At 41.2% G+C, this 21,122-nt stretch carries 17 protein-coding genes; 7 read left to right on the top strand and 10 right to left on the bottom strand.

Going from position 1 to position 21,122, the window contains the following annotated elements; translation table 11 throughout:
* Positions 1-47 precede the first annotated feature (47 nt).
* The 5 genes from MTF68_RS07755 to MTF68_RS07735 are packed head-to-tail and all read right to left on the bottom strand — an operon-like array spanning position 48 to position 4,892.
* Positions 48-2,138 (bottom strand): type IV pilus secretin PilQ family protein, encoded by a 2,091-nt coding sequence (locus MTF68_RS07755; protein WP_248462157.1) that lies wholly within the window; start codon positions 2,136-2,138, stop codon positions 48-50.
* Positions 2,125-2,661: a pilus assembly protein PilP gene (locus MTF68_RS07750; RefSeq protein WP_138576967.1), complete on the bottom strand. Its 537-nt coding sequence runs from the start codon at positions 2,659-2,661 to the stop codon at positions 2,125-2,127. Before MTF68_RS07750 ends, MTF68_RS07755 begins: the two co-directional genes overlap by 14 nt.
* A complete protein-coding gene (locus tag MTF68_RS07745) occupies positions 2,658-3,263 on the bottom strand; it encodes a type 4a pilus biogenesis protein PilO (protein WP_096041062.1) in 606 nt (201 codons plus the stop codon). Before MTF68_RS07745 ends, MTF68_RS07750 begins: the two co-directional genes overlap by 4 nt.
* The gene (locus tag MTF68_RS07740) at positions 3,253-3,825 is read right to left on the bottom strand and encodes a PilN domain-containing protein (RefSeq protein ID WP_096041061.1); all 573 of its coding nucleotides are present in this window, start codon (positions 3,823-3,825) and stop codon (positions 3,253-3,255) included. Before MTF68_RS07740 ends, MTF68_RS07745 begins: the two co-directional genes overlap by 11 nt.
* Positions 3,813-4,892: a pilus assembly protein PilM gene (locus tag MTF68_RS07735; protein ID WP_248462156.1), complete on the bottom strand. Its 1,080-nt coding sequence runs from the start codon at positions 4,890-4,892 to the stop codon at positions 3,813-3,815. Before MTF68_RS07735 ends, MTF68_RS07740 begins: the two co-directional genes overlap by 13 nt.
* A gap of 131 nt (positions 4,893-5,023) precedes the next feature.
* On the opposite strand from MTF68_RS07735, the gene MTF68_RS07730 reads away from it, so the two are divergent.
* Positions 5,024-7,540 carry a PBP1A family penicillin-binding protein gene (locus tag MTF68_RS07730; RefSeq protein WP_248462155.1) on the top strand — a complete coding sequence of 839 codons (2,517 nt, stop codon included), beginning with the start codon at positions 5,024-5,026 and terminating at the stop codon, positions 7,538-7,540.
* A gap of 54 nt (positions 7,541-7,594) precedes the next feature.
* On the opposite strand, the gene metL is transcribed toward MTF68_RS07730, so the two are convergent.
* Together metL and metB are read right to left on the bottom strand one after the other, a co-directional pair.
* Entirely contained in the window at positions 7,595-9,940 is a 2,346-nt protein-coding gene (gene metL, locus MTF68_RS07725) for a bifunctional aspartate kinase/homoserine dehydrogenase II (RefSeq protein WP_248462154.1), read from the bottom strand.
* 6 nt (positions 9,941-9,946) lie between these two features.
* Positions 9,947-11,194: a cystathionine gamma-synthase gene (metB, locus tag MTF68_RS07720; protein WP_248462153.1), complete on the bottom strand. Its 1,248-nt coding sequence runs from the start codon at positions 11,192-11,194 to the stop codon at positions 9,947-9,949.
* A 268-nt stretch (positions 11,195-11,462) separates the two neighbouring features.
* On the opposite strand from metB, the gene metJ reads away from it, so the two are divergent.
* Positions 11,463-11,783 (top strand): met regulon transcriptional regulator MetJ, encoded by a 321-nt coding sequence (gene metJ / locus MTF68_RS07715; protein WP_004589341.1) that lies wholly within the window; start codon positions 11,463-11,465, stop codon positions 11,781-11,783.
* A gap of 61 nt (positions 11,784-11,844) precedes the next feature.
* On the opposite strand, the gene MTF68_RS07710 is transcribed toward metJ, so the two are convergent.
* Positions 11,845-13,086: a malic enzyme-like NAD(P)-binding protein gene (locus MTF68_RS07710; protein ID WP_029771819.1), complete on the bottom strand. Its 1,242-nt coding sequence runs from the start codon at positions 13,084-13,086 to the stop codon at positions 11,845-11,847.
* 520 nt (positions 13,087-13,606) lie between these two features.
* Positions 13,607-13,822 (bottom strand): 50S ribosomal protein L31, encoded by a 216-nt coding sequence (gene rpmE, locus MTF68_RS07705; protein WP_004589339.1) that lies wholly within the window; start codon positions 13,820-13,822, stop codon positions 13,607-13,609.
* Between the two features lie 232 nt (positions 13,823-14,054).
* Here rpmE and priA point away from each other — a divergent pair, with 232 nt between their 5' ends.
* The 5 genes from priA (at position 14,055) to MTF68_RS07680 (ending at position 19,155) form a co-directional block, all read left to right on the top strand.
* A complete protein-coding gene (priA, locus tag MTF68_RS07700; RefSeq protein ID WP_024032537.1) occupies positions 14,055-16,241 on the top strand; it encodes a primosomal protein N' in 2,187 nt (728 codons plus the stop codon).
* 11 nt (positions 16,242-16,252) lie between these two features.
* Complete coding sequence (locus tag MTF68_RS07695) at positions 16,253-16,780, top strand: SPOR domain-containing protein (RefSeq protein WP_004589337.1); 528 nt, start codon at positions 16,253-16,255, stop codon at positions 16,778-16,780.
* A gap of 79 nt (positions 16,781-16,859) precedes the next feature.
* Complete coding sequence (hslV, locus tag MTF68_RS07690; protein WP_004589336.1) at positions 16,860-17,378, top strand: ATP-dependent protease subunit HslV; 519 nt, start codon at positions 16,860-16,862, stop codon at positions 17,376-17,378.
* Between the two features lie 11 nt (positions 17,379-17,389).
* Entirely contained in the window at positions 17,390-18,718 is a 1,329-nt protein-coding gene (hslU, locus tag MTF68_RS07685; RefSeq protein ID WP_004589335.1) for an HslU--HslV peptidase ATPase subunit, read from the top strand.
* Positions 18,719-18,780: 62 nt separating this feature from the next.
* Entirely contained in the window at positions 18,781-19,155 is a 375-nt protein-coding gene (locus tag MTF68_RS07680; RefSeq protein WP_004589334.1) for a gamma-butyrobetaine hydroxylase-like domain-containing protein, read from the top strand.
* Between the two features lie 31 nt (positions 19,156-19,186).
* On the opposite strand, the gene MTF68_RS07675 is transcribed toward MTF68_RS07680, so the two are convergent.
* The gene (locus MTF68_RS07675) at positions 19,187-21,067 is read right to left on the bottom strand and encodes a methyl-accepting chemotaxis protein (RefSeq protein ID WP_138611077.1); all 1,881 of its coding nucleotides are present in this window, start codon (positions 21,065-21,067) and stop codon (positions 19,187-19,189) included.
* Positions 21,068-21,122 lie beyond the last annotated feature (55 nt).

Genomic DNA, 21,122 nt, shown 5'->3' with positions numbered 1-21,122 from the left:
AATTATTATCAATAAACACTCGTTGACGAACATAAAACCACTAAATTTTAGTCTATTTGTATTTTCGGTGTCACGAAAATAAGTAATTCCCGTTTCTCATTAAACTCGCTGGTGCTCTTAAATAAGCGTCCAACATATGGAATATCACCAAGTACAGGTACTTTATTTGTGGTATTAATTATTTGCTGCTGAAAAATACCACCCAGCACAACGGTTTGGCCGTTATCAACCAGCACTTGTGTTTCAATTTGTTGAGTGTCTATCGAAACCGCTTCACCTGTTCCGGTTTGAACCGTTTCGCCACGAGTATCTTGTGTAATAACTAAGTCTAAAATAACTTTGTTATCAGGCGTTATATGCGGTGTAACCTCAAGGCTCAATACCGCTTTTTTAAAGCTTACAGTAGTAGCACCACTTGAGGCTGATTCGGTATAGGGGATTTCAGTACCTTGCTCAATACGCGCTTTTTGCTGATTAGCTGCAGTAATGCGCGGGCTCGCAATAATCTCACCTTTATTTTCTTCTTCTAAAGCACTTAGCTCTAAATCAATTAAAGTGCCATTAGCCAACTTAGCTATGTGTAAACCAATACTTGCCGCAGGGTTAGTAATAGGTAGGTTTACATTAAGACGGTCTGATAAATCAGGAATAGTGCCATTTGAGATAGACTCAGCTCCTTCAAGCGAGCCAGATATACCATCACTATCTTGTTGATCACTAAATCCCCAACGCACGCCTAAATCTTCTGTGACGTTATCGCGCACTGTTACCATACGTGATTCAATAACAACCTGTTGCACTGGGATATCGAGTGTTTCAATCATACGACGAATGCTCTCAATGCTCTTCGCTGTATCTTTAATAAGTAATGTATTGGTACGCTGGTCAACCGATACACTGCCTCGGGCAGAAATGATGCTGTTAGTGTCGGTTTTCAGTAAATCCGCAAAATCTTCAGCCTTAGCGTAGTTTAAACGAATATACTCACTGTAAAGCGGCTCTAAATCCTCGACCTTTTGTTTTGCTAGTAAATCTTTAGCTTCACGTGCAGCGAGCTCTTCAGCTGGCGCAACCATCAATATAGAGCCATCCATGCGCTTATCAAGGCCTTTAATACGCAGTACAACATCTAAAGCTTGATCCCATGGAACGCCATCTAAACGAAGCGTAATATTGCCGGTTACGGAGTCACTCGTTACTAAGTTAAACTCGTTATAACCCGCTATGATTTGCAGTACAGCTCTAACCGAAATATCTTGGAAGTTTAAGGTCATTGGACGACCTTGATATTCTTTGCCGCCATCTAAATAGGCATTTTGCGTTTCATCTTTTTCAATTGTTAACGTTAAAATGTTATCTATTTGCTGGTAGGTAAAGGTAAAAGCAGCATTAGGCTCAATAACTAGACGGCTTAAGCTATCTTCTTTAAAGGTCTCAATGGTACTTACTACAGTACCAAAATCTAGCACATCTAATTCATACAGTAAGTCGTCTAAAATATCTGTGTGATGAAACTCTGCAATTATTTTTCCACCACTTTCATGTACTTCTATTGCAGCTTGCGTGTCTTGTAAAAATACTAAAACTTTTGCTTCACCTTTTTCACCACGGCGAAAATCAATAGATTGAATCCGATTAATATAAGCGCTTGAGGCATTATAACCATTGCTGCTTTCATCAGAAGCTTGTTCAGTAAGCGGGTTATCAGATACGCGCAACGACACTAAGTTATTATTAACTTGTGTTTCGTATATTTTTAAACGCTCTAAATTTACCGTAACTTTTAAGCCTTGCTCTGTCAGTACGCTGCTCACACTGTTAATACCTGCGTGATCGACCGGCACATTTTCAAGACCCTGTTCTAGTTCTGCACCATCAAATAACATTTCTATGCGTGCTGGTGTGTTGTGTACTTGAATTTTAGGTTGTTGTGTTAGCTCTTCGTCAAATACAAGTTGTAACTCTGTCTCGCCTTTTAGCAAGGGGTTATAACGTACATCATAAAGTAATGGCGCTGCACTCGCTGTTTTTACAACAAAAAGAGCCAATATGACAAATAACACCATTTGAAAACGATGATGCCAAAGTACATCCTTATACATGTGGGTTTTACCTTTTTTATTATTAATTTGCGCCATTATTTGCCGCCTCTAACATTTCCAATTTAGTCAGCCGCTCTTTCCAACAACCCGACCCATCAGGGATTAATTCAACTAGTTCTACATAATCACTACTTACAGACTTAACTTTACCGTCATACGTGCCTAAGTAATTATTTACCGTTACCCTATGCAACGTTTCATCCGCTGCGGTGATCAGTGCCCACATTTGACCGCTAGAGCCTAATGTACCTTTCATTGATAGGTTATCGAGCGGATACTTTTCTAGTGGCTCTCTCACTCTATCAGGGTCAGGGTGTAAACAATTTTTAATTTGCGTTAGTTTATTTTGAATAATTTCAGGCTGTGGAGCCACAAAAGGACTACGCAACTGCGATGCATTATATTCAAAATGTTCAAACTGCGTTAATTCAGGTATTCCCTCAACTTTAGGCGTGGTGCTGGCCTTAACTTGGTCAATAAATTCTTTTTGCTCAGACGTATCGTCGTTACAACCTGCCAACAATAAAACAGACAATGATAATAAAGGGACTAGTCTCACTTTTTAACCCCTTCTTCATAACGATACGTTTTTGCTACCACACTGAATGTTAGTTGCTTTTCACCAGATGATACAATCGAAAAGTCATGTAAACTTACAATTCGTGGTAATTGGGCTACTTTTCCTACAAATTCACCAAACTCATGGTAAGTACCTATTACTTCAATTTTTATAGGCAGCTCGGTATAAAACTCTTTTTCGATTTCAGGTAACCAGCCAATTTTCAAAAATGTTAAACCGCTAGTAGTACCTACATAAGATAAATCGTCTAAAAGGCCAGGGGTTTCATTTGAGGTAGGTAATCGCTTTAGTAGTTGTGAAAACTTATCTTCCATCTCAACCATTTGCTGGCGATATATATCAAGCTTACTGGCTACAGCATATTTAGTTCTGTAGGTAGTACGCAGCTCGACTTCTTTTGCTACCGCGCTGTGATAGCTGTCTATTTCATCAGATACCAATAAGCTGTAACTAAAAAACAACACTAAACCGGCGACAAATAAGCAACAAATTGCTTTTACCGCAACGGGCCACTCGCCAATGTTGTCGAGCTCAATTTCATTCCAATCTATTTCATTTAAGGCTTTTAAATCAAGGTTCATCACTTACCTCACCAATTTTATCAAATGGCTTTACATAAAACTCCATATTAAAATCACTGAGTAACCGTGATGTTTGATCGCCTGCCACAATGCCCTGCATGATTGGCCTTTCTAATAGATAAGAGCCTTGTACCTGACGTAGCATAGTAGATAAACGATTGTTTGATTCACTGCGCCCTAACACATGTATTTGTGTACCACGCCGCTCAAGCTTAGTTAAATACACGCCTTGAGGAACAATTTTAGCTACTTCATCCATAATTTGAGTACCTAAATTACGGCTGCTTTGTAGCTCTTCAATCAACCGCATTCGTTGTTGTAAATTCTCTTTTCGCTTATCGAGATCTCTAATCTCACTAATTTTTTTATCAAGAGTACTGATTTCTGAGCTTAAATAATTATTTTTTAAGTTCTGCCCATCTTTTAAACCCGCGTAAAAAGAGCTAAGTAAGTACATACTTGCAAAACTACCTAGTACTACTGCTATTAATATAGTTATAAATTTCTTTTTTGATTCTTCTCGTTGTAGCTCTCGCCACGGCAATAGATTTATATGTGGCATGATGAAAAGCTCCTCAATGCCAAACCAGTAGCAATTGCAAACTGCGTTCTATTTCTTTGCATTACATTTCTGTCTACTTTTGGCGAAATTTCCATATTAGCGAACGGTTCAGCCACCACAGCATGAATACCGAGCTCTTCAATTAACAACCTATCTAAACCGTCTATCATTGATGTACCGCCGGTTAGCACTATATAATCTACTTGATCTTTACCTGTGGTTGTTAAAAACATTTGTACCGCACGGCGCACTTGTTGCAATAGTGATGTCTGAAACGGTGCCAGCACTTCAAAAGTATAATTAGCAGGTAAATCACCCGTCGTTTTGCCTATTTCGGCCTCATCAAAACTTTTATTATAATAAGATACAATACTATTAGTATATTGGTCGCCACCAAATACTTGGTCGCGGGTATAAATTGTTTCACCCGCTTGAACGACACTCACCAGCATTAAAACAGCGCCAATATCTACCACGGCAACACACTTATTAAAGGCATCACTTGGCAGTTGCTGATAATACACCTCCATCGCTCTACTTAACGCATAGCTTTCAACATCAACCACTTTAGCGGTTAAGTTTGCACCTTCAAGTGCGCCCACACGGGCCTCAACACTTTCTGTACGCGCAGCAGATAACAACACATTCATTTTACTCGGGTCGGCTTCGTTGGTAGAGAGCTTTTCAAAATCTAAACTCACTTCATCAAGGGGGTAAGGTATTAAGCTGTCAGCTTCTATTTCAATTTGCGACTCTAATTCAGCGTCACTTAATGAAACATCCATAAAAATAACTTTAGTGATAACGGTTTGTCCTGATACAGCCACTGCCGCTGATTTTAACGATTTTGGTAGTTTTCTTTTTAATTTTGTAATTATGTTACCAATTGCTTCGATATCCTGAATAGAGCGCTCGCTCATTGCACCTTTTGGCATGGGTTCAATTGCAAGTGCTTCTAGTCGAAATCCCGTTTCAATTTCACTTAAAAGCACTGCTTTGATAGAGTGCGATCCGATATCAATTCCGACCATCGCAGGTAATGGCTTTTGAAATAGTTGACTTAGCATGTTTGCAACTTGACCTTTGTTTTAATAATAAACAAGTTATAATTTTTATAGTAAAAAATATTATTCATTTTTTAATCAATATATACTAGCAGTCTAAACTCGCAATTGGGAGTCCATTTAGGGAAATATAAGTGATTTTATTAAAAAGAACATTACAATTTTTTATCATTTGCACGTTAATTGGTCTGATCACTTTAATCAGCCTTTATTATTACGTTAAACCTGATATCCCCAGTGTGCAAGTTTTAAAAGACGTGCAATTACAAACCCCTATGCAAGTCTTTACCAAAGATGGACTCTTAATTAATCAATTTGGTGAAAAACGCCGCATCCCCGTTACTATAGACGAAATACCTCAACCTTTAATTAATGCCTTCTTAGCCACAGAAGATAACCGTTTTTATGACCATATTGGTATAGACCCTATTGGTATTGTCCGCTCTGCTATTGTGTTAATTTCAACAGGTGAGAAAAAACAAGGCGCGAGTACCATTACTATGCAGCTTGCTCGTAACTTCTTTTTAACACGAGAAAAAGCGTATATTCGTAAAGTTAAAGAGATTTTTATAGCCCTACATATTGAAAGTGTATTAACAAAAGACGAAATTCTTGAGCTGTATCTTAATAAAATAGAACTAGGTAATCGTGCATTTGGTATTGGTGCTGCTGCTCAAGTTTACTATGGCAAAGAGCTAAAAGACCTAACTCTTGCACAAATAGCAATGATTGCCGGTTTACCTAAAGCCCCTTCGGCGCTTAACCCGATTCGTAACCCAATTAGAGCTAAAGCACGTCGTAATGTAGTGCTTGGTCGCTTACTTACTGAAAACTATATTACGCAACAGCAATACAACGATGCGGCTAACCAGCCTATCACTGCTTATTTTCACGGTGCTGAGATAGACCTTTACGCCCCTTATATCTCTGAGATGGTTCGTGCTGAGATGGTTGAGCGCTACGGTGTAGAAAAAGCATATAACTCTGGCTTTAAAATATTTACCTCTGTGGAGTCTAAAGTTCAAAAGGCTGCGCAAACAGCTTTAGTTAATAATTTACATAACTACGATATGCGTCATGGCTTTCGTGGGTCTGTAGACGTGTTATGGGATCCAGAAACACAGCCCGCCTTAAGTGAGCAGCAAATTATAGAAAAGCTAAAACCTGTTAAAGAAATAGCTGATTTGCATGCTGGCGTGGTGTTAAATGTGGCAGAGAAAACCGCTGACGTTATTTTAAAAAATGGCCAGCGCACCACACTTGATTGGGATAATTTAAAATGGGCGCGCAAATACATTACTCGCTACCGCCAAAGTTTTGCCCCTAAAGCCGCTACTGACATTCTTACCCCTGGCATGCAAATATGGCTGCGTAAAAATGACGACGACAGTTACCTACTAAGCCAAATACCAGAAGCTGCCAGTGCACTTGTTTCACTCGACCCACAAGATGGTCGTATTAAAGCTATAGTAGGCGGTTACAGTTTTGAGCAAAGCCAATACAACCGAGCGGTACAAGCTAAACGCCAAGTTGGCTCTAATATTAAACCCTTTATTTATTCTGCTGCGCTCGAAAATGGCTATACATTGGCCTCTATTTTAAACGACGCGCCAATAAACCAGTGGGATAAAAGTTTAGGTGTAGCGTGGCGACCAAAAAACAGCCCAGCCGTTTATAATGGCCCTATACGTATTCGCCGTGCACTTGCACAATCTAAAAACGTTATTTCTGTGCGCTTACTTCGCGGTGTAGGGTTACAACGCACCGCCGATCACTTGCTTAAGTTTGGTTTTAAAGATGCTGATATCAACCGCAGTGAATCGTTAGCATTAGGGAGTGCATCAATCACGCCATTAGAGCTTGCTCGCGGCATGAGCGCATTTGCTAATGGCGGTCACTTAATTGAACCTTACTTTATATCTGAAATTCAAGATGCCTATGGCAATGTACTATTTAAAGCAAACCCGGCTCTTGCTTGCGATGAAGACGAGCTATTACCCGTCTCTCAAGCAATGGATAGCTTTGCCAACAACAACCTAGATACCGACATAACAGATGATACAGCCACGCAACCACGTTGTGCACCACGTGTTATTTCAAAGCAAAATGCTTTTTTAATTGCTGAAGCAATGCACAGCGCAGTATGGGGTGGCGGTAGCTGGACCCATAAAACAGGCTGGAGCGGGACAGGTTGGCGTGCGCAAGCATTAGATAGACGCGATCTATCGGGTAAAACAGGCACAACCAATGACTCTGTTGATACTTGGTTTAGCGGCTTTAACCGCAATGTAGTAACGTCTGTATGGGTTGGTTTTGACAACCCAGGTAACTCGTTAGGACGCTCAACCTATAATAACAACCTAGATAGCAGTCAAATCTCTGGTGCTGAATCGGGCGCCAAAACGGCACAGCCTGCCTGGGTTGATTTTATGAAAGTGGCGCTTGAGGACACACCAGAGGCGCCAATAGAGCCTCCTGAAGGACTAGTTTCAATTCGTATCGATTTAAAAACAGGTCTGTTAAGCCATAAAAACGACTACACCAGTCGCTTTGAATATTTTGAAAAAGGCACTGCGCCTACAAAGTATGTGCTGTCTCAGCCAACTGATATTTTTGAAGAAGATACAAAAACAGAAGAAGAGTTATTCTAAAAACAAAAACGGCAGCTTACACAAGCTGCCGTTTTACTATTAATATTTGCTGCGCTATTTTAAGTTTTTAACTAACCAATATAAATCAGAGTGCACTCCCGCGGCGGTCACTTCTTTGCCTGCCCCAGGGCCTTGTATTACTAAGGCATTTTCGTTGTACCACTGGCTATTAATAACAAAGATATTATCGCCAGGTGTTAAGTTAGCTAAGGCGTCCCCTTTAGGCGCGTAAGTTATACCTACCTTCGCCGATACTTTACCCTGCTCTAATGCTAATAAACCGGTATACCTAAGTACAGCATCTTGAGCATTTGCCGCATCGGCATGTTGTTTAATAAAGGCATTTAGCTTATCTTTATTCGCTAAAAAGTCATCCCATGAACCTTGGGCTAACTCATCAGGCATTAATGCTTGTAAGCTTATATCATTTAAATCTAATTCAATGCCAAGCTCGCGTGCAAGTATCAGCAATTTACGTTGCATATCGCGGCCCGATAAATCCTCGCGAGGATCAGGCTCTGTAAAGCCCATTTTTTGCGCTTCTAGAACAAGATCAGAAAATGCCACACTGCCATCGTACTTACTGCATAGCCACGAGAGTGTGCCCGAGAAAACACCTTCAATACGCGTAATTTTATCGCCACTATTTTGTAAATCGGCCAACGCAAAGTTAATCGGCAACCCTGCCCCAACACTGGTGTTGTAGCGCCAATGCAAGTTACGCTCGCTAATACTTTGGCGCAGCGCGTTATACCAATTAGATGCAGCAGTGCCTGCGTACTTGTTAGCACTTATTAAATGGCAGTCTCGCTCAACAAAGTCAGTGTATAATTGGCTAAATTGCTCGCTTGCCGTTATATCAACAACAACTTTGTGCTCGTAATCAAGTTCGTTTAATGCACTTAATAAATCCGCCTGCTCATAAGCAACGGCATTATGCTGCCATTGTTTTTTCCACTGTCCGAGTGTAATACCCGAGGCATTAAATAGCATATGTTGCGAGCGAATTAACCCAACTAGCTTAATACTATAATCGCCCGACAATCGTTTAAATTGAGCATCTAGCTGGCTTAAAAATTCATCGCCTACATTACCTAAGCCAGCCACAACCAGGGCAACTTCTTGGCCTTTATTAATTAATTTTTCGTGCAATAAACTAAGTACATCGCTTTCTATTAACTGATCCGTTAACAGCAATGTATAGCCTGTATCTTGATGAATAAAACGAGGGTGAATACTTTGCTGATTTAAAACCTCAGCCGCTAATGTACTTAGTGTGTAAACATCTTGCGTAGGCGCAACCACCGCGCAGCCATTTAAATTAGACTCGCTTATATTTGCTCGCCCAGCAAAATAACTCACTACTTGATGCGTTGCACCCGCGGGCACAACTAAGTATGTATCCCCGTTATGTATAAAATGATGAAGGCTGTGCTGAATAAGCTGGCTAACATGCGCCACTTCACCCGCGTTAAGGCCTTCAACGAGCAGTAAATCAACGTTTTGTAATGTAGTAATAAAACGTTTTTGCTTAGCTTTGCCTTGTTTTACAATATCGGTAGGGGCAGTTTGCACATCAAAACTACTACGTACAGCCAGTTTAATATTACTGTTTTTTAAAGGCGAAAGCGTTTTAGCATGTAAAACAGGGTTACCCAATCGAGCTAATAAGTTAGCTTGTTCACGGCACACCTTGTTGTACTTAATCGCCTTTTCAACTTTTCGTGGGTCAGCACTAAATACCCCTGGCGTATCAGTCCAAATACATACATTTTGTGCGTCGCAATAATTGGCTAATAAGGTGGCGCTGTAATCACTGCCATTGCGCCCAAGCGTAACTGTTTTACCATCAGCACTTGCTGCGATAAACCCTGTTACTACGTTAATTTTATTTGCATCAATAACTTGGCTGCATTGCTGTTTGTTTTGCGCATGCAAAAGCTCCCCGCTTGTTACACTAAACAGCGCTCTAGCATCATGAGCACACGCTTGAATGTTTAATTGCGTTAAATAGGCTGCCAATAATCGCGCAGACCACAGCTCACCATGCGCCAGTAAGGCCGCCTCTTGCAACTGCTGCTTGCTGGCTTGCTCCGCTACATCACTTAGCTCTTGCGCTAACACAGCTAAAGCCGTGTGTTTAGCATCGGCTTGTAATAACTCTTCAATTAATGCTGTTTGGTGATTACTCAATTGCAGCAAAATATCAGCCACAGCTTGCTTATCTTGTTGTTGATAACTTTGCCACAGAGAAACCAATGTATCGGTGGTTTTACCCGCAGCAGATACAACCACGCAATCGCCAGGCTGTGTGTGGCCAATAATTATTTTTGCCACACTTTGATAGCGCTCGCCCGAGCTTAAGCTCGAGCCGCCAAATTTATGTACACTTTTTACCATACTCAATCACCACAAAGCTGGATGAGCAGCCTGCTGCTTTACATCACCATTGGCATTGCCCGCAGCTTTACCAACACGCCCTACATTTTTATTTTGCCCAGGTTTAACTAGGTTAAATACACGTTCAAAATCAGCCAGTAGGTCTTCTACATCTTCAATACCGACCGAAATACGAATTAGCGTATCGCCCACACCCGCCTCTAAACGTGCTTGAGCTTCCATACCTGCGTGAGTCATGGTCGCAGGATGACAAATTAAACTCTCAACCCCACCTAACGATTCTGCTAAGCTAAATTCTTTAAGGCTTGTTAAAAACGCCGCAGCATCATCCACATCGCCTTTAATATCAAAACTAACCATACCGCCAAACCCAAGCTGTTGGGCTTTAGCAAGTGCATGTTGAGGATGCGATTCAAGGCCTGGGTAGTAAACTTGGCTAACATACTCAGAGCTTTCTAGGTATTTAGCAATTGCCAGGGCATTTTCTTGGTGCTGTTTTAAACGCACATTTAAAGTACGTAAACCACGTAACGTTAAATAGCTATCAAATGGTGCGCCGGTAATACCAATGTTATTGGCCCACCAAGCAAGCTCATCACCAAGCTCTTGTGTAGCAGCAACAACTGCACCGCCTACAACATCAGAATGGCCGTTTATATATTTAGTGGTTGAGTGCACAACAATATCTACGCCAAACTTAATTGGGTTTTGTAATGCCGGTGATAAAAAGGTGTTATCGGCGGCCACTAATGCACCGCACTGTTTTGCTATATCCGTCACGGCTTTAATATCCGTTAGGCGCAGCACAGGGTTACTTGGTGTTTCTATCCAAATTAATTTAGGTTTAATGGTTAAAATTTGTTCTAGGCTTTCTGGTTTAGTTAAATCAAGCACTTTAAGTTTAAGCAAGCCGCGCTTTTCTAACGACGTAAATAAACGGTAGCTACCGCCATAACAATCGTGAGGAATAACCAATGTATCATTGTTATTTAATAACTGTGTGGCTAAGTGCACTGCTGCCATGCCCGTAGCAGTAATAATTCCGCGTGCGCCACCTTCAAGCTCTGCTAGAGTGTCAGCTAAAATATCGCGATTAGGATTACCACTGCGTCCATAGTCGTATGCGCGCTTAGTATCAAAATCGGCAAACGAATAAGTCGTCGATAAATAAATTGGCGGTACAACGGCGCCATGATGTTTATCGGCATCAACCCCATTTCGAACAGCAATGGTTGCTTTGTTTTTTTCGCTCATATTCGTCACCTGATTAATTTGGAAGTTTAGACGTCTAAAAGAGTAAGTTATCCATTATAATAAGTCAAAGCTTTTAAAGCTCTAGATGGCTAAAAATAACAGACGCGTAAAACTTCAAGAAAGCTGTATTTACTATTACAGCCAGCTTATTAAGATAGATTGCTATCTATTATTTGACTATCTTTTTTAAAACGATAGAATTTCACGCATATTTACACGCTTTTTACGCCGTGTGAGAAATTAATAATCTGAGGCAACGATACATCTTATGGCTAAATGGAATGGTGAGTATATTCACCCATACGCAGAACACGGGAAAAAATCAGAGCAAGTTAAAAAGATCACCGTTTCGATCCCGCTAAATGTATTAAAAGTATTAACTGATGAGCGTACACGTCGTCAAATAAACAACCTGCGTCATGCAACAAATAGCGAGTTACTATGCGAAGCGTTTTTGCATGCCTTTACAGGCCAGCCATTACCTAATGATGATGACCTACGTAAAGATAACGCAGAAAAAGTACCTGAAGAAGTTAAAAAAATAATGCAAGAAATGGGTTTAGAAGTGCCTATTTTAGACGAAGAATAAAACGTCTTTTTAAACAAAAAAACCTCAGCATGCTGAGGTTTTTTTGTTTAAGCGCTATATATTACGCCATATAATTTTCCGGTAAGTCAATTTGTGCCACGCCCGATTCAACAGCAGCAATAGCAACCGCCTTGGCTATACGTGGTAATAAACGCGGGTCCATCGGTTTAGGAATAATGTAGTCTGCACCAAATTCGAGCTTTTCTACACCCGCTGCTTTTAATACTTGCTCAGGCACTGGCTCTTTAGCAATACTACGAATAGCTTCAACAGCGGCTATTTTCATTTCATCGTTAATTGCGCTTGCACGCACATCAAGTGCACCACGGAAAATAAACGGGAAACATAAAACATTATTAACTTGGTTAGGGAAATCAGAACGCCCCGTTGCCATAATTAAGTCTTTACGTGCACTGTGCGCAAGCTCAGGTGCAATTTCAGGATCTGGGTTTGAACATGCAAACACCACTGGCTTATCAGCCATTAGTTTTAGATCTTCAGGTGCAAGTAAGTTAGGACCCGATACACCTACAAACACATCAGCATCAGCAATTACATCTTGTAGAGTACGCTTATCTGTATTGTTAGCAAAAAGCTGTTTGTATTCGTTTAAGTCATCGCGGCGAGTATGAATAACCCCTTTGCGGTCTAGCATATAAATATGTTCGCGTAGTGCACCACACTTAATTAACAGCTCCATACAAGCAACCGCTGCAGCGCCTGCACCTAAACATACAATAATGGCATCTTCTATTGATTTGCCCTGCACTTCTAAGGCGTTAAGCATACCTGCCGCAGTTACAATAGCGGTACCGTGTTGGTCATCATGAAAAACCGGAATACTGCAACGCTCAATAAGTGCTTTTTCAATTTCAAAACACTCTGGCGCTTTAATATCTTCTAAGTTAATACCACCAAACGTATCGGCAATATTAGCCACTGTATTTATAAAGTCTTCGGTGGTGCGATGCTTAACTTCAATATCAATAGAATCTAAGCCAGCAAAACGTTTAAATAAAAGCGCCTTACCTTCCATAACAGGTTTAGAGGCTAATGGCCCTAAATTACCCAAACCTAAAATTGCCGTACCATTACTGATCACCGCAACCATATTACCTTTACCGGTATATTTATATGCATTGGCTGGGTCTGCTGCAATTTCGCGCACAGGCTCTGCAACACCAGGGCTGTATGCTAATGCTAAGTCTTGCACCGTTTCGGCTGGTTTTGTTAGCTCAATGCTGATTTTGCCTGGAACGGGGTGAGAGTGGTAGTGTAATGCTTGTTCACGAAAATCTGACATAACGCGATGGTATCCTGCAATTTAAGTTAAGTGAGAGGGAGTATGGGGCTAAGATACTCTTATTATTTTTAAATTCCAAGCAATATCAGGTCTATCCTGTTATATGCTATATCCGTTAATTTTAAGTGATTTATCAGCAACTTCGCTAAAAGTTATCAATATTAAACAAATAAAAATTCATTCAAAAAGTGCTTTTTGAGGTTCATTTTACCCTGCCAATATTTTTGTAAAATAGCAGAATAGTAAAATAGTAAAATGCACCAATATGGCGCGTTTATCACCGTTAAAAACAAATATCGCCACGATAAGCACTTTTAGCAGCTTGGTTAAAAATTAACGTATAAAAAATATAGAGAAGAATTGAGAGTTTGTCTGCAAAGGTTTATGCATATTCAGAATAAGAACAGGAAATAGTTATGCACACGTAGTACGGCAACAATCGGTGATTTTTTAGTAAAAATGATGATTTTTAGGCACAAAAAAAGCACCCGAAGGTGCTTTTTTTACTAAACAGCAATAATTACTTCTTGCTGCTAAGTGCACCGAAGCGCTTGTTGAAGCGATCAACACGGCCGCCAGTGTCTAAAATCTTTTGCTTACCAGTGTAAAACGGGTGACACGCAGAACATACGTCTAGGTGAATGTCTTTACAAAGAGTAGAACGAGTTTCGAATTTGTTTCCGCATGAACATGTTGCAGAAATTGCTTCGTACTTAGGGTGAATACCTTCTTTCATAGGAACCTCTAGTTAAGGCCGCATCGCTCTCCAAACCCGAAGTCTGGCACCATACGTCGTTAAAACAAATTTATAGGCCGCGGATTTTATCCAACTAGCTTGCCCCACACAAGCTTTAATTACACTTTTTGCCAAAAAAGTAACCAACCAGCGCTACCGCATCCATTTCTATGTAGGTTTTTAGCCTTATTTTTAGTACATTAAGCTATTACCCTTTATCACATGAGTTGTTATGCGTTTTGTTGAAGTTGCTATTAAAGTTCCGTTACCACGCACCTTTGATTATAAAATAGATGAACAACTCATCTCGCCCTCGGCGCCTATTATGCCAGGGATGCGTGTTTTAGTGCCTTTTGGCAATCAAAAGAAAGTAGCGGTTGTTCTTGCTCTTAAAACGCATACCGACGTGCCAGATAACAAAATTAAAGCGGTTACTGAGGTTATTGACCAAACCCCTATTTTATCATCACAGCATTTAGAACTGCTTAGCTTTACTGCACGCTATTATTGCTATCCGCTCGGCGAAACCATACACATTGCACTGCCAGGTGCGCTTCGCCAAGGTGAGAACCCAGATAAAACTAGCATTAACATGGTTAGCCTTACCGAAAAAGGCGCAAAGGTTCCGTCGTTAAAAGCGAAAACTCAGTTAAATTTATTAAAGCAACTCGCACAATCGGGTAAGTCGTCGGTAACCGAGCTAAAAGCGCTCGGCTTTAGTAAAAAAACAATAGATGCCCTAATAGATAAAGAGCTTATAACCCAAAGCATTGAGCATGATAATCAATGGCAAAGCGTTGCACCCACGGTCGGCACCAAGCCAGTACTTAATAAAGAGCAAGCCGTAGCATGCACTACAATAAATCAAAGTGTTGGCTTTAAGAGCTTTTTATTAGAAGGTGTAACAGGCAGTGGTAAAACCGAAGTATATTTACAATGCCTAGAAGAAGTCCTTAAACGTGGCGAGCAAGCCTTGGTTTTGGTGCCTGAAATAGGCTTAACACCACAAACTGTTAACCGATTTCGTCGTCGCTTTCCCGATACGCCAATTATGCTATGGCACTCTGCCCTAACCGATAACGAACGCTTGCAAACATGGCGTTTTTGCGAAAAAGGCAGCTGCGCAATTGTAATAGGTACCCGTTCGAGTATTTTTCTACCTTTTTTAAAGTTAGGAATGATAGTGGTTGATGAAGAGCATGACTCTTCATTTAAACAGCAGGATACCTTACGCTACCACGCACGCGATTTAGCAGCTTATCGGGCATTTCAGCACAAAATACCGCTTATTTTAGGCAGTGCCACCCCTGCGCTCGAAACACTGCACAAAGCTATAAACAACAAATACCAACTTTTAAGCCTTACAGAGCGCGCACAAACTGCAACCGATAATCAGTTTATGTTGCTCGATATGAAAGGCCAGCCCGACCAAGCGGGTATTGCACACGCAAGTCTTGCCACTATGCGCCAACATTTAAACCGTGGTAAGCAAGTTATGGTGTTTTTAAATCGTCGTGGCTTTTCTCCTACGCTAATTTGTCACGAATGCGGTTGGCTGAGTGAGTGTAATCGCTGCAGCACTAGCGCAACCTTTCATAAAGCCATTGGCCAAATGATTTGCCACCACTGTGGTGAGCAACACCCAGTACCTCACCAATGCCCTGATTGCGGTAGCACACAAATTTTTCCTAACGGTAAAGGCACCGAACAAATTGAAGAATTTTTATCGAGTGAATTCCCCGATACACCCGTAACCCGCATCGACCGCGATTCAACCCGCCGTAAAGGGAGCTTAGAAAAAGCCTTAGAGGAGATAAACCAAGGCGGGGCGCGTATTTTAGTGGGCACACAAATGTTGGCTAAAGGTCATCATTTTGCCGATGTTAGCTTAGTGCTTATATTAGATGTAGATAGCGGCTTGTACTCGTGCGATTTTAGAGCCACAGAGCATTTAGCCCAGCTGGTAACTCAAGTTGCTGGGCGCGCGGGTCGCTCTGGTGAGCCAGGCCAAGTATTACTGCAAACCCACTTTCCTGAACACCCTTTATTGCAAGACTTAGTAAATAATGGCTACCAAGATTTTGCCCGTTTTGCTTTAAGTGAGCGTGATGATGCCGACCTTCCACCCATTACCAATATGGCTATAGTTAGAGCACAAGGGCACAGTATTAAGCTCGTTGTCGATTTTTTGACGGATTTGGTTCCTGTTAACGGTGTATCTGGTATACAATTGCTCGGTCCAATTCCTGCTCCACTAGAAAGAGTGGCGGGTATGTACCGGTTTCAATTGCATATTCAAGCGCAAGACCGCAAAGTATTGCATCAGTATCTTGCGCAAATGGTCGATTATTTAAGCACCAGCAAACTTGCACAAAAAGTGCGCTGGAGCCTTGATGTTGACCCTATAGACATGATTTAGGTTAAAGCCAAATGGCACAGCACGATTATATTAATAAAAAACCAGCGGGTAGAAAAAACACCAAGCAAGCCCCTGCTAAAAAACCATTTCCTATACTTTTAGTTGTTATTACTGTTTTGCTTGTAGGCGGCTTTGCTTACGGCTTATGGTTTATTAAAAATAACGCCGACCCTGAGCTTGTTGAGCAGCAGGCGCACCCTAAAACAGCTGAAAAAGTAGAAATAGCTAAACCTCGCGCTCCTAAGTTCATTGAAGAAATTAAAGAGCACGAGATCCAAGTTGAAGTAAGAGAAATTGAGCAAAAAGGCCCCTATGTTATGCAGTGTGGGTCGTTTAGAACACACGCACAAGCCGAAACCCTCAAAGCTAAAATTGCCTTTGCGGGCTTAATTTCTGAAATTAAAAAGACCACAGGTACTAATGGTGTTTGGTATAAAGTGCGTTTAGGCCCTTATAAAACAAAGCGCCAAGCCGAAAGCGACAAAAACAAACTCAAGCGAGTGCATGTTGTTAGCTGCGGAATTTGGGGCTGGACTTGAAATTAGTCCATTCACCCATATAACCTCATCATAATCGTTTTTTACAAGCTGCCCCCGCAGCTTGATGATGAGGAATAACATGACCACTATCGTAAGTGTACGCCGCGACAATAAAGTAGTAATTGGTGGCGACGGCCAAGTTTCACTTGGTAATACCGTAATGAAGGGCAATGCCCGTAAAGTTCGACGCCTTTATAATGGCAAAGTAATTGCTGGTTTTGCCGGCGGTACTGCTGATGCCTTTACCCTTTTCGAACGCTTTGAAAGCAAACTAGAAATGCACCAAGGTAACCTCACTAAAGCCGCTGTAGAAATGGCCAAAGACTGGCGTAGCGACAGAGCTTTACGCAAGCTTGAGGCACTCCTTGCGGTTGCAGATGAAACTGCTTCACTAATTATCACCGGCAATGGTGATGTAGTGCAGCCAGAAAACGATTTAATTGCCATTGGTAGCGGTGGTAACTTTGCTCAATCAGCAGCCACTGCCCTATTAGAAAACACCGATTTAAGCGCTCGCGATATCGTAGAAAAAAGCCTGACCATTGCTGGCAACATCTGTGTATTTACCAACAACTTCCAAACAATCGAAGAATTATAATAGGACCCATTATGTCTGCTATGACCCCAAGAGAAATTGTACACGAGTTAGATCAGCATATTATTGGTCAAGCTAATGCTAAAAAAGCCGTGGCTATTGCCCTGCGTAATCGCTGGCGCCGTATGCAACTAAACGATGACTTACGCAGCGAAGTAACCCCTAAAAACATTTTAATGATTGGCCCAACCGGTGTCGGTAAAACTGAAATTGCCCGCCGTTTAGCTAAACTCGCTAATGCGCCTTTTATTAAAGTAGAGGCGACTAAATTTACTGAAGTGGGTTATGTTGGTAAAGAAGTAGAGACTATCATTCGCGATTTAGTTGATGTATCAATTAAAATGACCCGCGAGCAACAAACTAAAAAGTTTAAACACCGTGCAGAAGAAGCAGCAGAAGAGCGTATTTTAGATGCACTTTTACCACCGGCTAAAGATCAATACGGTGAAACACAGCGCGATGACAACTCATCTACTCGTCAAACATTCCGTAAAAAATTACGCGAAGGTCAGCTTGATGATAAAGAAATAGAAATAGATCTAGCGCAAGCACAGCCAAATGTAGAGATTATGGCGCCTCCTGGTATGGAAGATATGACCAACCAGCTGCAAAGCATGTTCCAAAACATGGGTGGCGACAAACGTACTAAGCGTAAGTTAAAAATTAAAGAAGCCTTTAAGTTATTAACCGAAGAAGAAGCCGCTAAATTAGTTAACCCTGAAGAGCTAAAAGAGCAGGCTATTTTTGCAGTAGAGCAAAACGGCATTGTGTTTATTGATGAAATAGACAAAATTTGTAAGCGTGGCGATTCGTCAGGCCCAGATGTTAGCCGTGAAGGTGTACAACGCGACCTACTTCCATTAATTGAAGGCTCAACCGTTAATACTAAGCACGGTATGGTGAAAACAGACCACATGCTATTTATTGCATCAGGTGCGTTCCAAATGGCTAAACCATCAGACATGATCCCTGAGCTACAAGGTCGTTTACCTATTCGTGTAGAGCTTGAAGCACTAAGTGCTAATGACTTTAAACGAATTCTTACCGAGCCACATGCTTCACTTACTGAGCAGCAACGTGAATTGCTTAAAACTGAGCAAGTAAATGTTGAGTTTAACGATGATGCAATAGAGCGCATTGCTAAAGCCGCTTGGCAGGTTAACGAGAAAACCGAAAACATTGGTGCTCGTCGCTTACATACGGTAATGGAAAAGCTAATGGAAGAAATTTCATACGATGCATCTGAACAAGCTGGCTCTACCCTTACTATTGACGCCGCTTATGTAGAAAAACATTTAGGCGCATTAGTTGAAGATGAAGATTTAAGCCGCTTTATTTTATAAGGTAGGCAAAAATACTATACTAAAAGCCTCCATATTGGGGGCTTTTTAATGGGATATATAAAATGAAACACGTAACAAAAGTGCATTATCATAGCGTGAGTAAAAACCTAGATGTTTACTTTGATGATGACAGTATGGCTGTATTTAGCTGCGAGTTTTTACGCGTTCACTCTCCCTCGGCCGAAGTGCAAGGGCATGGTGCAGAGCCAATGAAGTTGGTACTTAATAAACAACATGTTGGTATAAAAAAGATTGTACCGGTGGGGCATTACGCACTGAGATTAGACTTTGATGATGGCCATAACAGCGGGCTATTTAGCTGGAGCTACTTTGAAACACTACAAGCGCAGCACGAAACCTTGTGGGATAAATACCAAGCGCGTCTTGCCGAGCACGAACAAAACAAAGATAGCGTACCAATAAAGTTTGTTCCCTAAACCTTATTGGCTTTTTAAACGCTACACTGTATTACACTTTAAACTTATCAATAGCCGCAAATAATACGCGCGCTTGTTCAGAGACTTCTTCACTGGTTTGCGCATTATTAACTGCATGCTCAGAGGCATCTTGGGCAATGTCTCTAATGCGTACTACATTTTTGTTCACCTCTGATGCCACCTGACTTTGCTCATCAATAGCAACGGCAATTTGAGTGCTCATTTCCATTATGGTTTGCACATCTTCGGTAATAGCGCCGAGTAAATCACCCGCTTTAATAGCTTGTGAAGCACTTTCATCACCTTGCGAGCGACATTGATGCATAATACTTACTACCTCTTGCGTGCGCTGCTGAAGCGTATTAATAATGCCTTCAATTTCACTGGTAGACTCTTGTGTACGTTGCGCAAGCGAGCGTACTTCATCCGCTACAACAGCAAAGCCTCGCCCTTGCTCACCAGCACGAGCGGCTTCTATCGCGGCATTCAATGCAAGTAAATTGGTTTGCTCTGCAATGCCTCTGATTACATCGAGCACTGAGCCTATGGTTTCACCGTCTTTTTCAAGTTGCGATACCACACTTGATGCGTTACCTAACGACGAAGATAAATCGCGTATCTGCTTAACCGTAGAGTCTACTTCATTTCGCCCTTGCTGCGCGCTTAAATTGGTTGACTCTGCTTTTTTAGCGGCAGCTTCGGTATTATGAGAAATATCTTGAATCGTTGCCTGCATTTGCGTAGCCGCAGTGGCAACCATATCCGCTTCGTGTAACTGCTCTTGCATGCCTGAACTTGTTGCAGAGGTACTTTCAGATAAGTGCTCTGTTGCCACATTTAACGTATTAAGCGCGGTATTCACTTCGTTTATGAGGTTTTTAAAATCGCCTATTAAACTATTAAAGTCCGAGGTCATAATGGTAACTTCGTCATTACCTGTTTGCTCTATCATTACGCTTAAATCGTTATTACGGCGTATGTCGTTTATGGTGTGATACACCCGCTCAATAGGCACAATAATTGAGTGGCTAGTAAAGTACACCAACGCCAACACTATAATGCCCGAAATAACAAATACAACGATGGCAATAAACTGCGCTTGGTCAACGCTTTTCTCAACTTCCAGCTTGGTTGACTCAACAATTTGACCAACAACCTGATCGCTTTTTTCTACGTTAATACGCATAACGCCTAGTGCACCAGAGTCTAAATCTAGCCCTAACTGCGTTTGTGCCTTTACAAGATTTTGAAAAGCACTTTGATACGTATCTATTAAAGGGCTTATTTGCGACTTATAACTACTTTGTAAATCAGCTTGGGTAATTTTTTGTTTAAACGTACTAATAAGTTCGTTAAAGCGAGTTAAGTATTTTGCATCAAAGCGCAGCATAAAATCTTTCTCAGCGCGTCGCAGCTGTAGCATTGCCGATAAAAGCTCAAAGTTATCTTGCTCTTTTAATAGCACCTCAACTTCGTGCACTGCATTTCTGAGCTTGCCATATAACCCATCTTTAGGGTTTAAACCTATCTGTTGCTGTAACCTAACAACCTCTGAAAAATTGTTATTGTAGTTAGTAATAAGCGTATGAAAATGCTCAATTTGCGCTGTGGTAATGCCCTGCTGTTGCATTACCTCCTGCAGCTTTTTGATTTTAGTGCTTAGCTGTTTAAAATCCTTATCAAATGATGTAAGTGCTTCCTGCTGCTTGTAAAAAAGAAAGTTTTTTTCATGCTTTCTAAGCTCTAGTGCATGTACGTTGAGCTCTTCTGCAAGCTGAATTGTTTTATTCAGATTGAGTGTTACGCGTGACTCATAAATTATCACACACAACAAAATGACCATTGCCAGACCGACTACCACTGCATTAAGTTGCAAACGCCTTTTAATGGTTAAGTTTTGTAAAAAATTCATTGAAAACACCTATATTTAATATGCACTAATAGTGTAGTACGTTCTGGCGCTTTAC

This window comes from Pseudoalteromonas sp. 2CM37A (genome assembly GCF_023161885.1).
GTDB classification, from domain to species: domain Bacteria; phylum Pseudomonadota; class Gammaproteobacteria; order Enterobacterales; family Alteromonadaceae; genus Pseudoalteromonas; species Pseudoalteromonas atlantica.
Note: the sequence above shows the minus strand (reverse complement) of the source record. Positions and strands in the feature narration are given on the sequence as shown.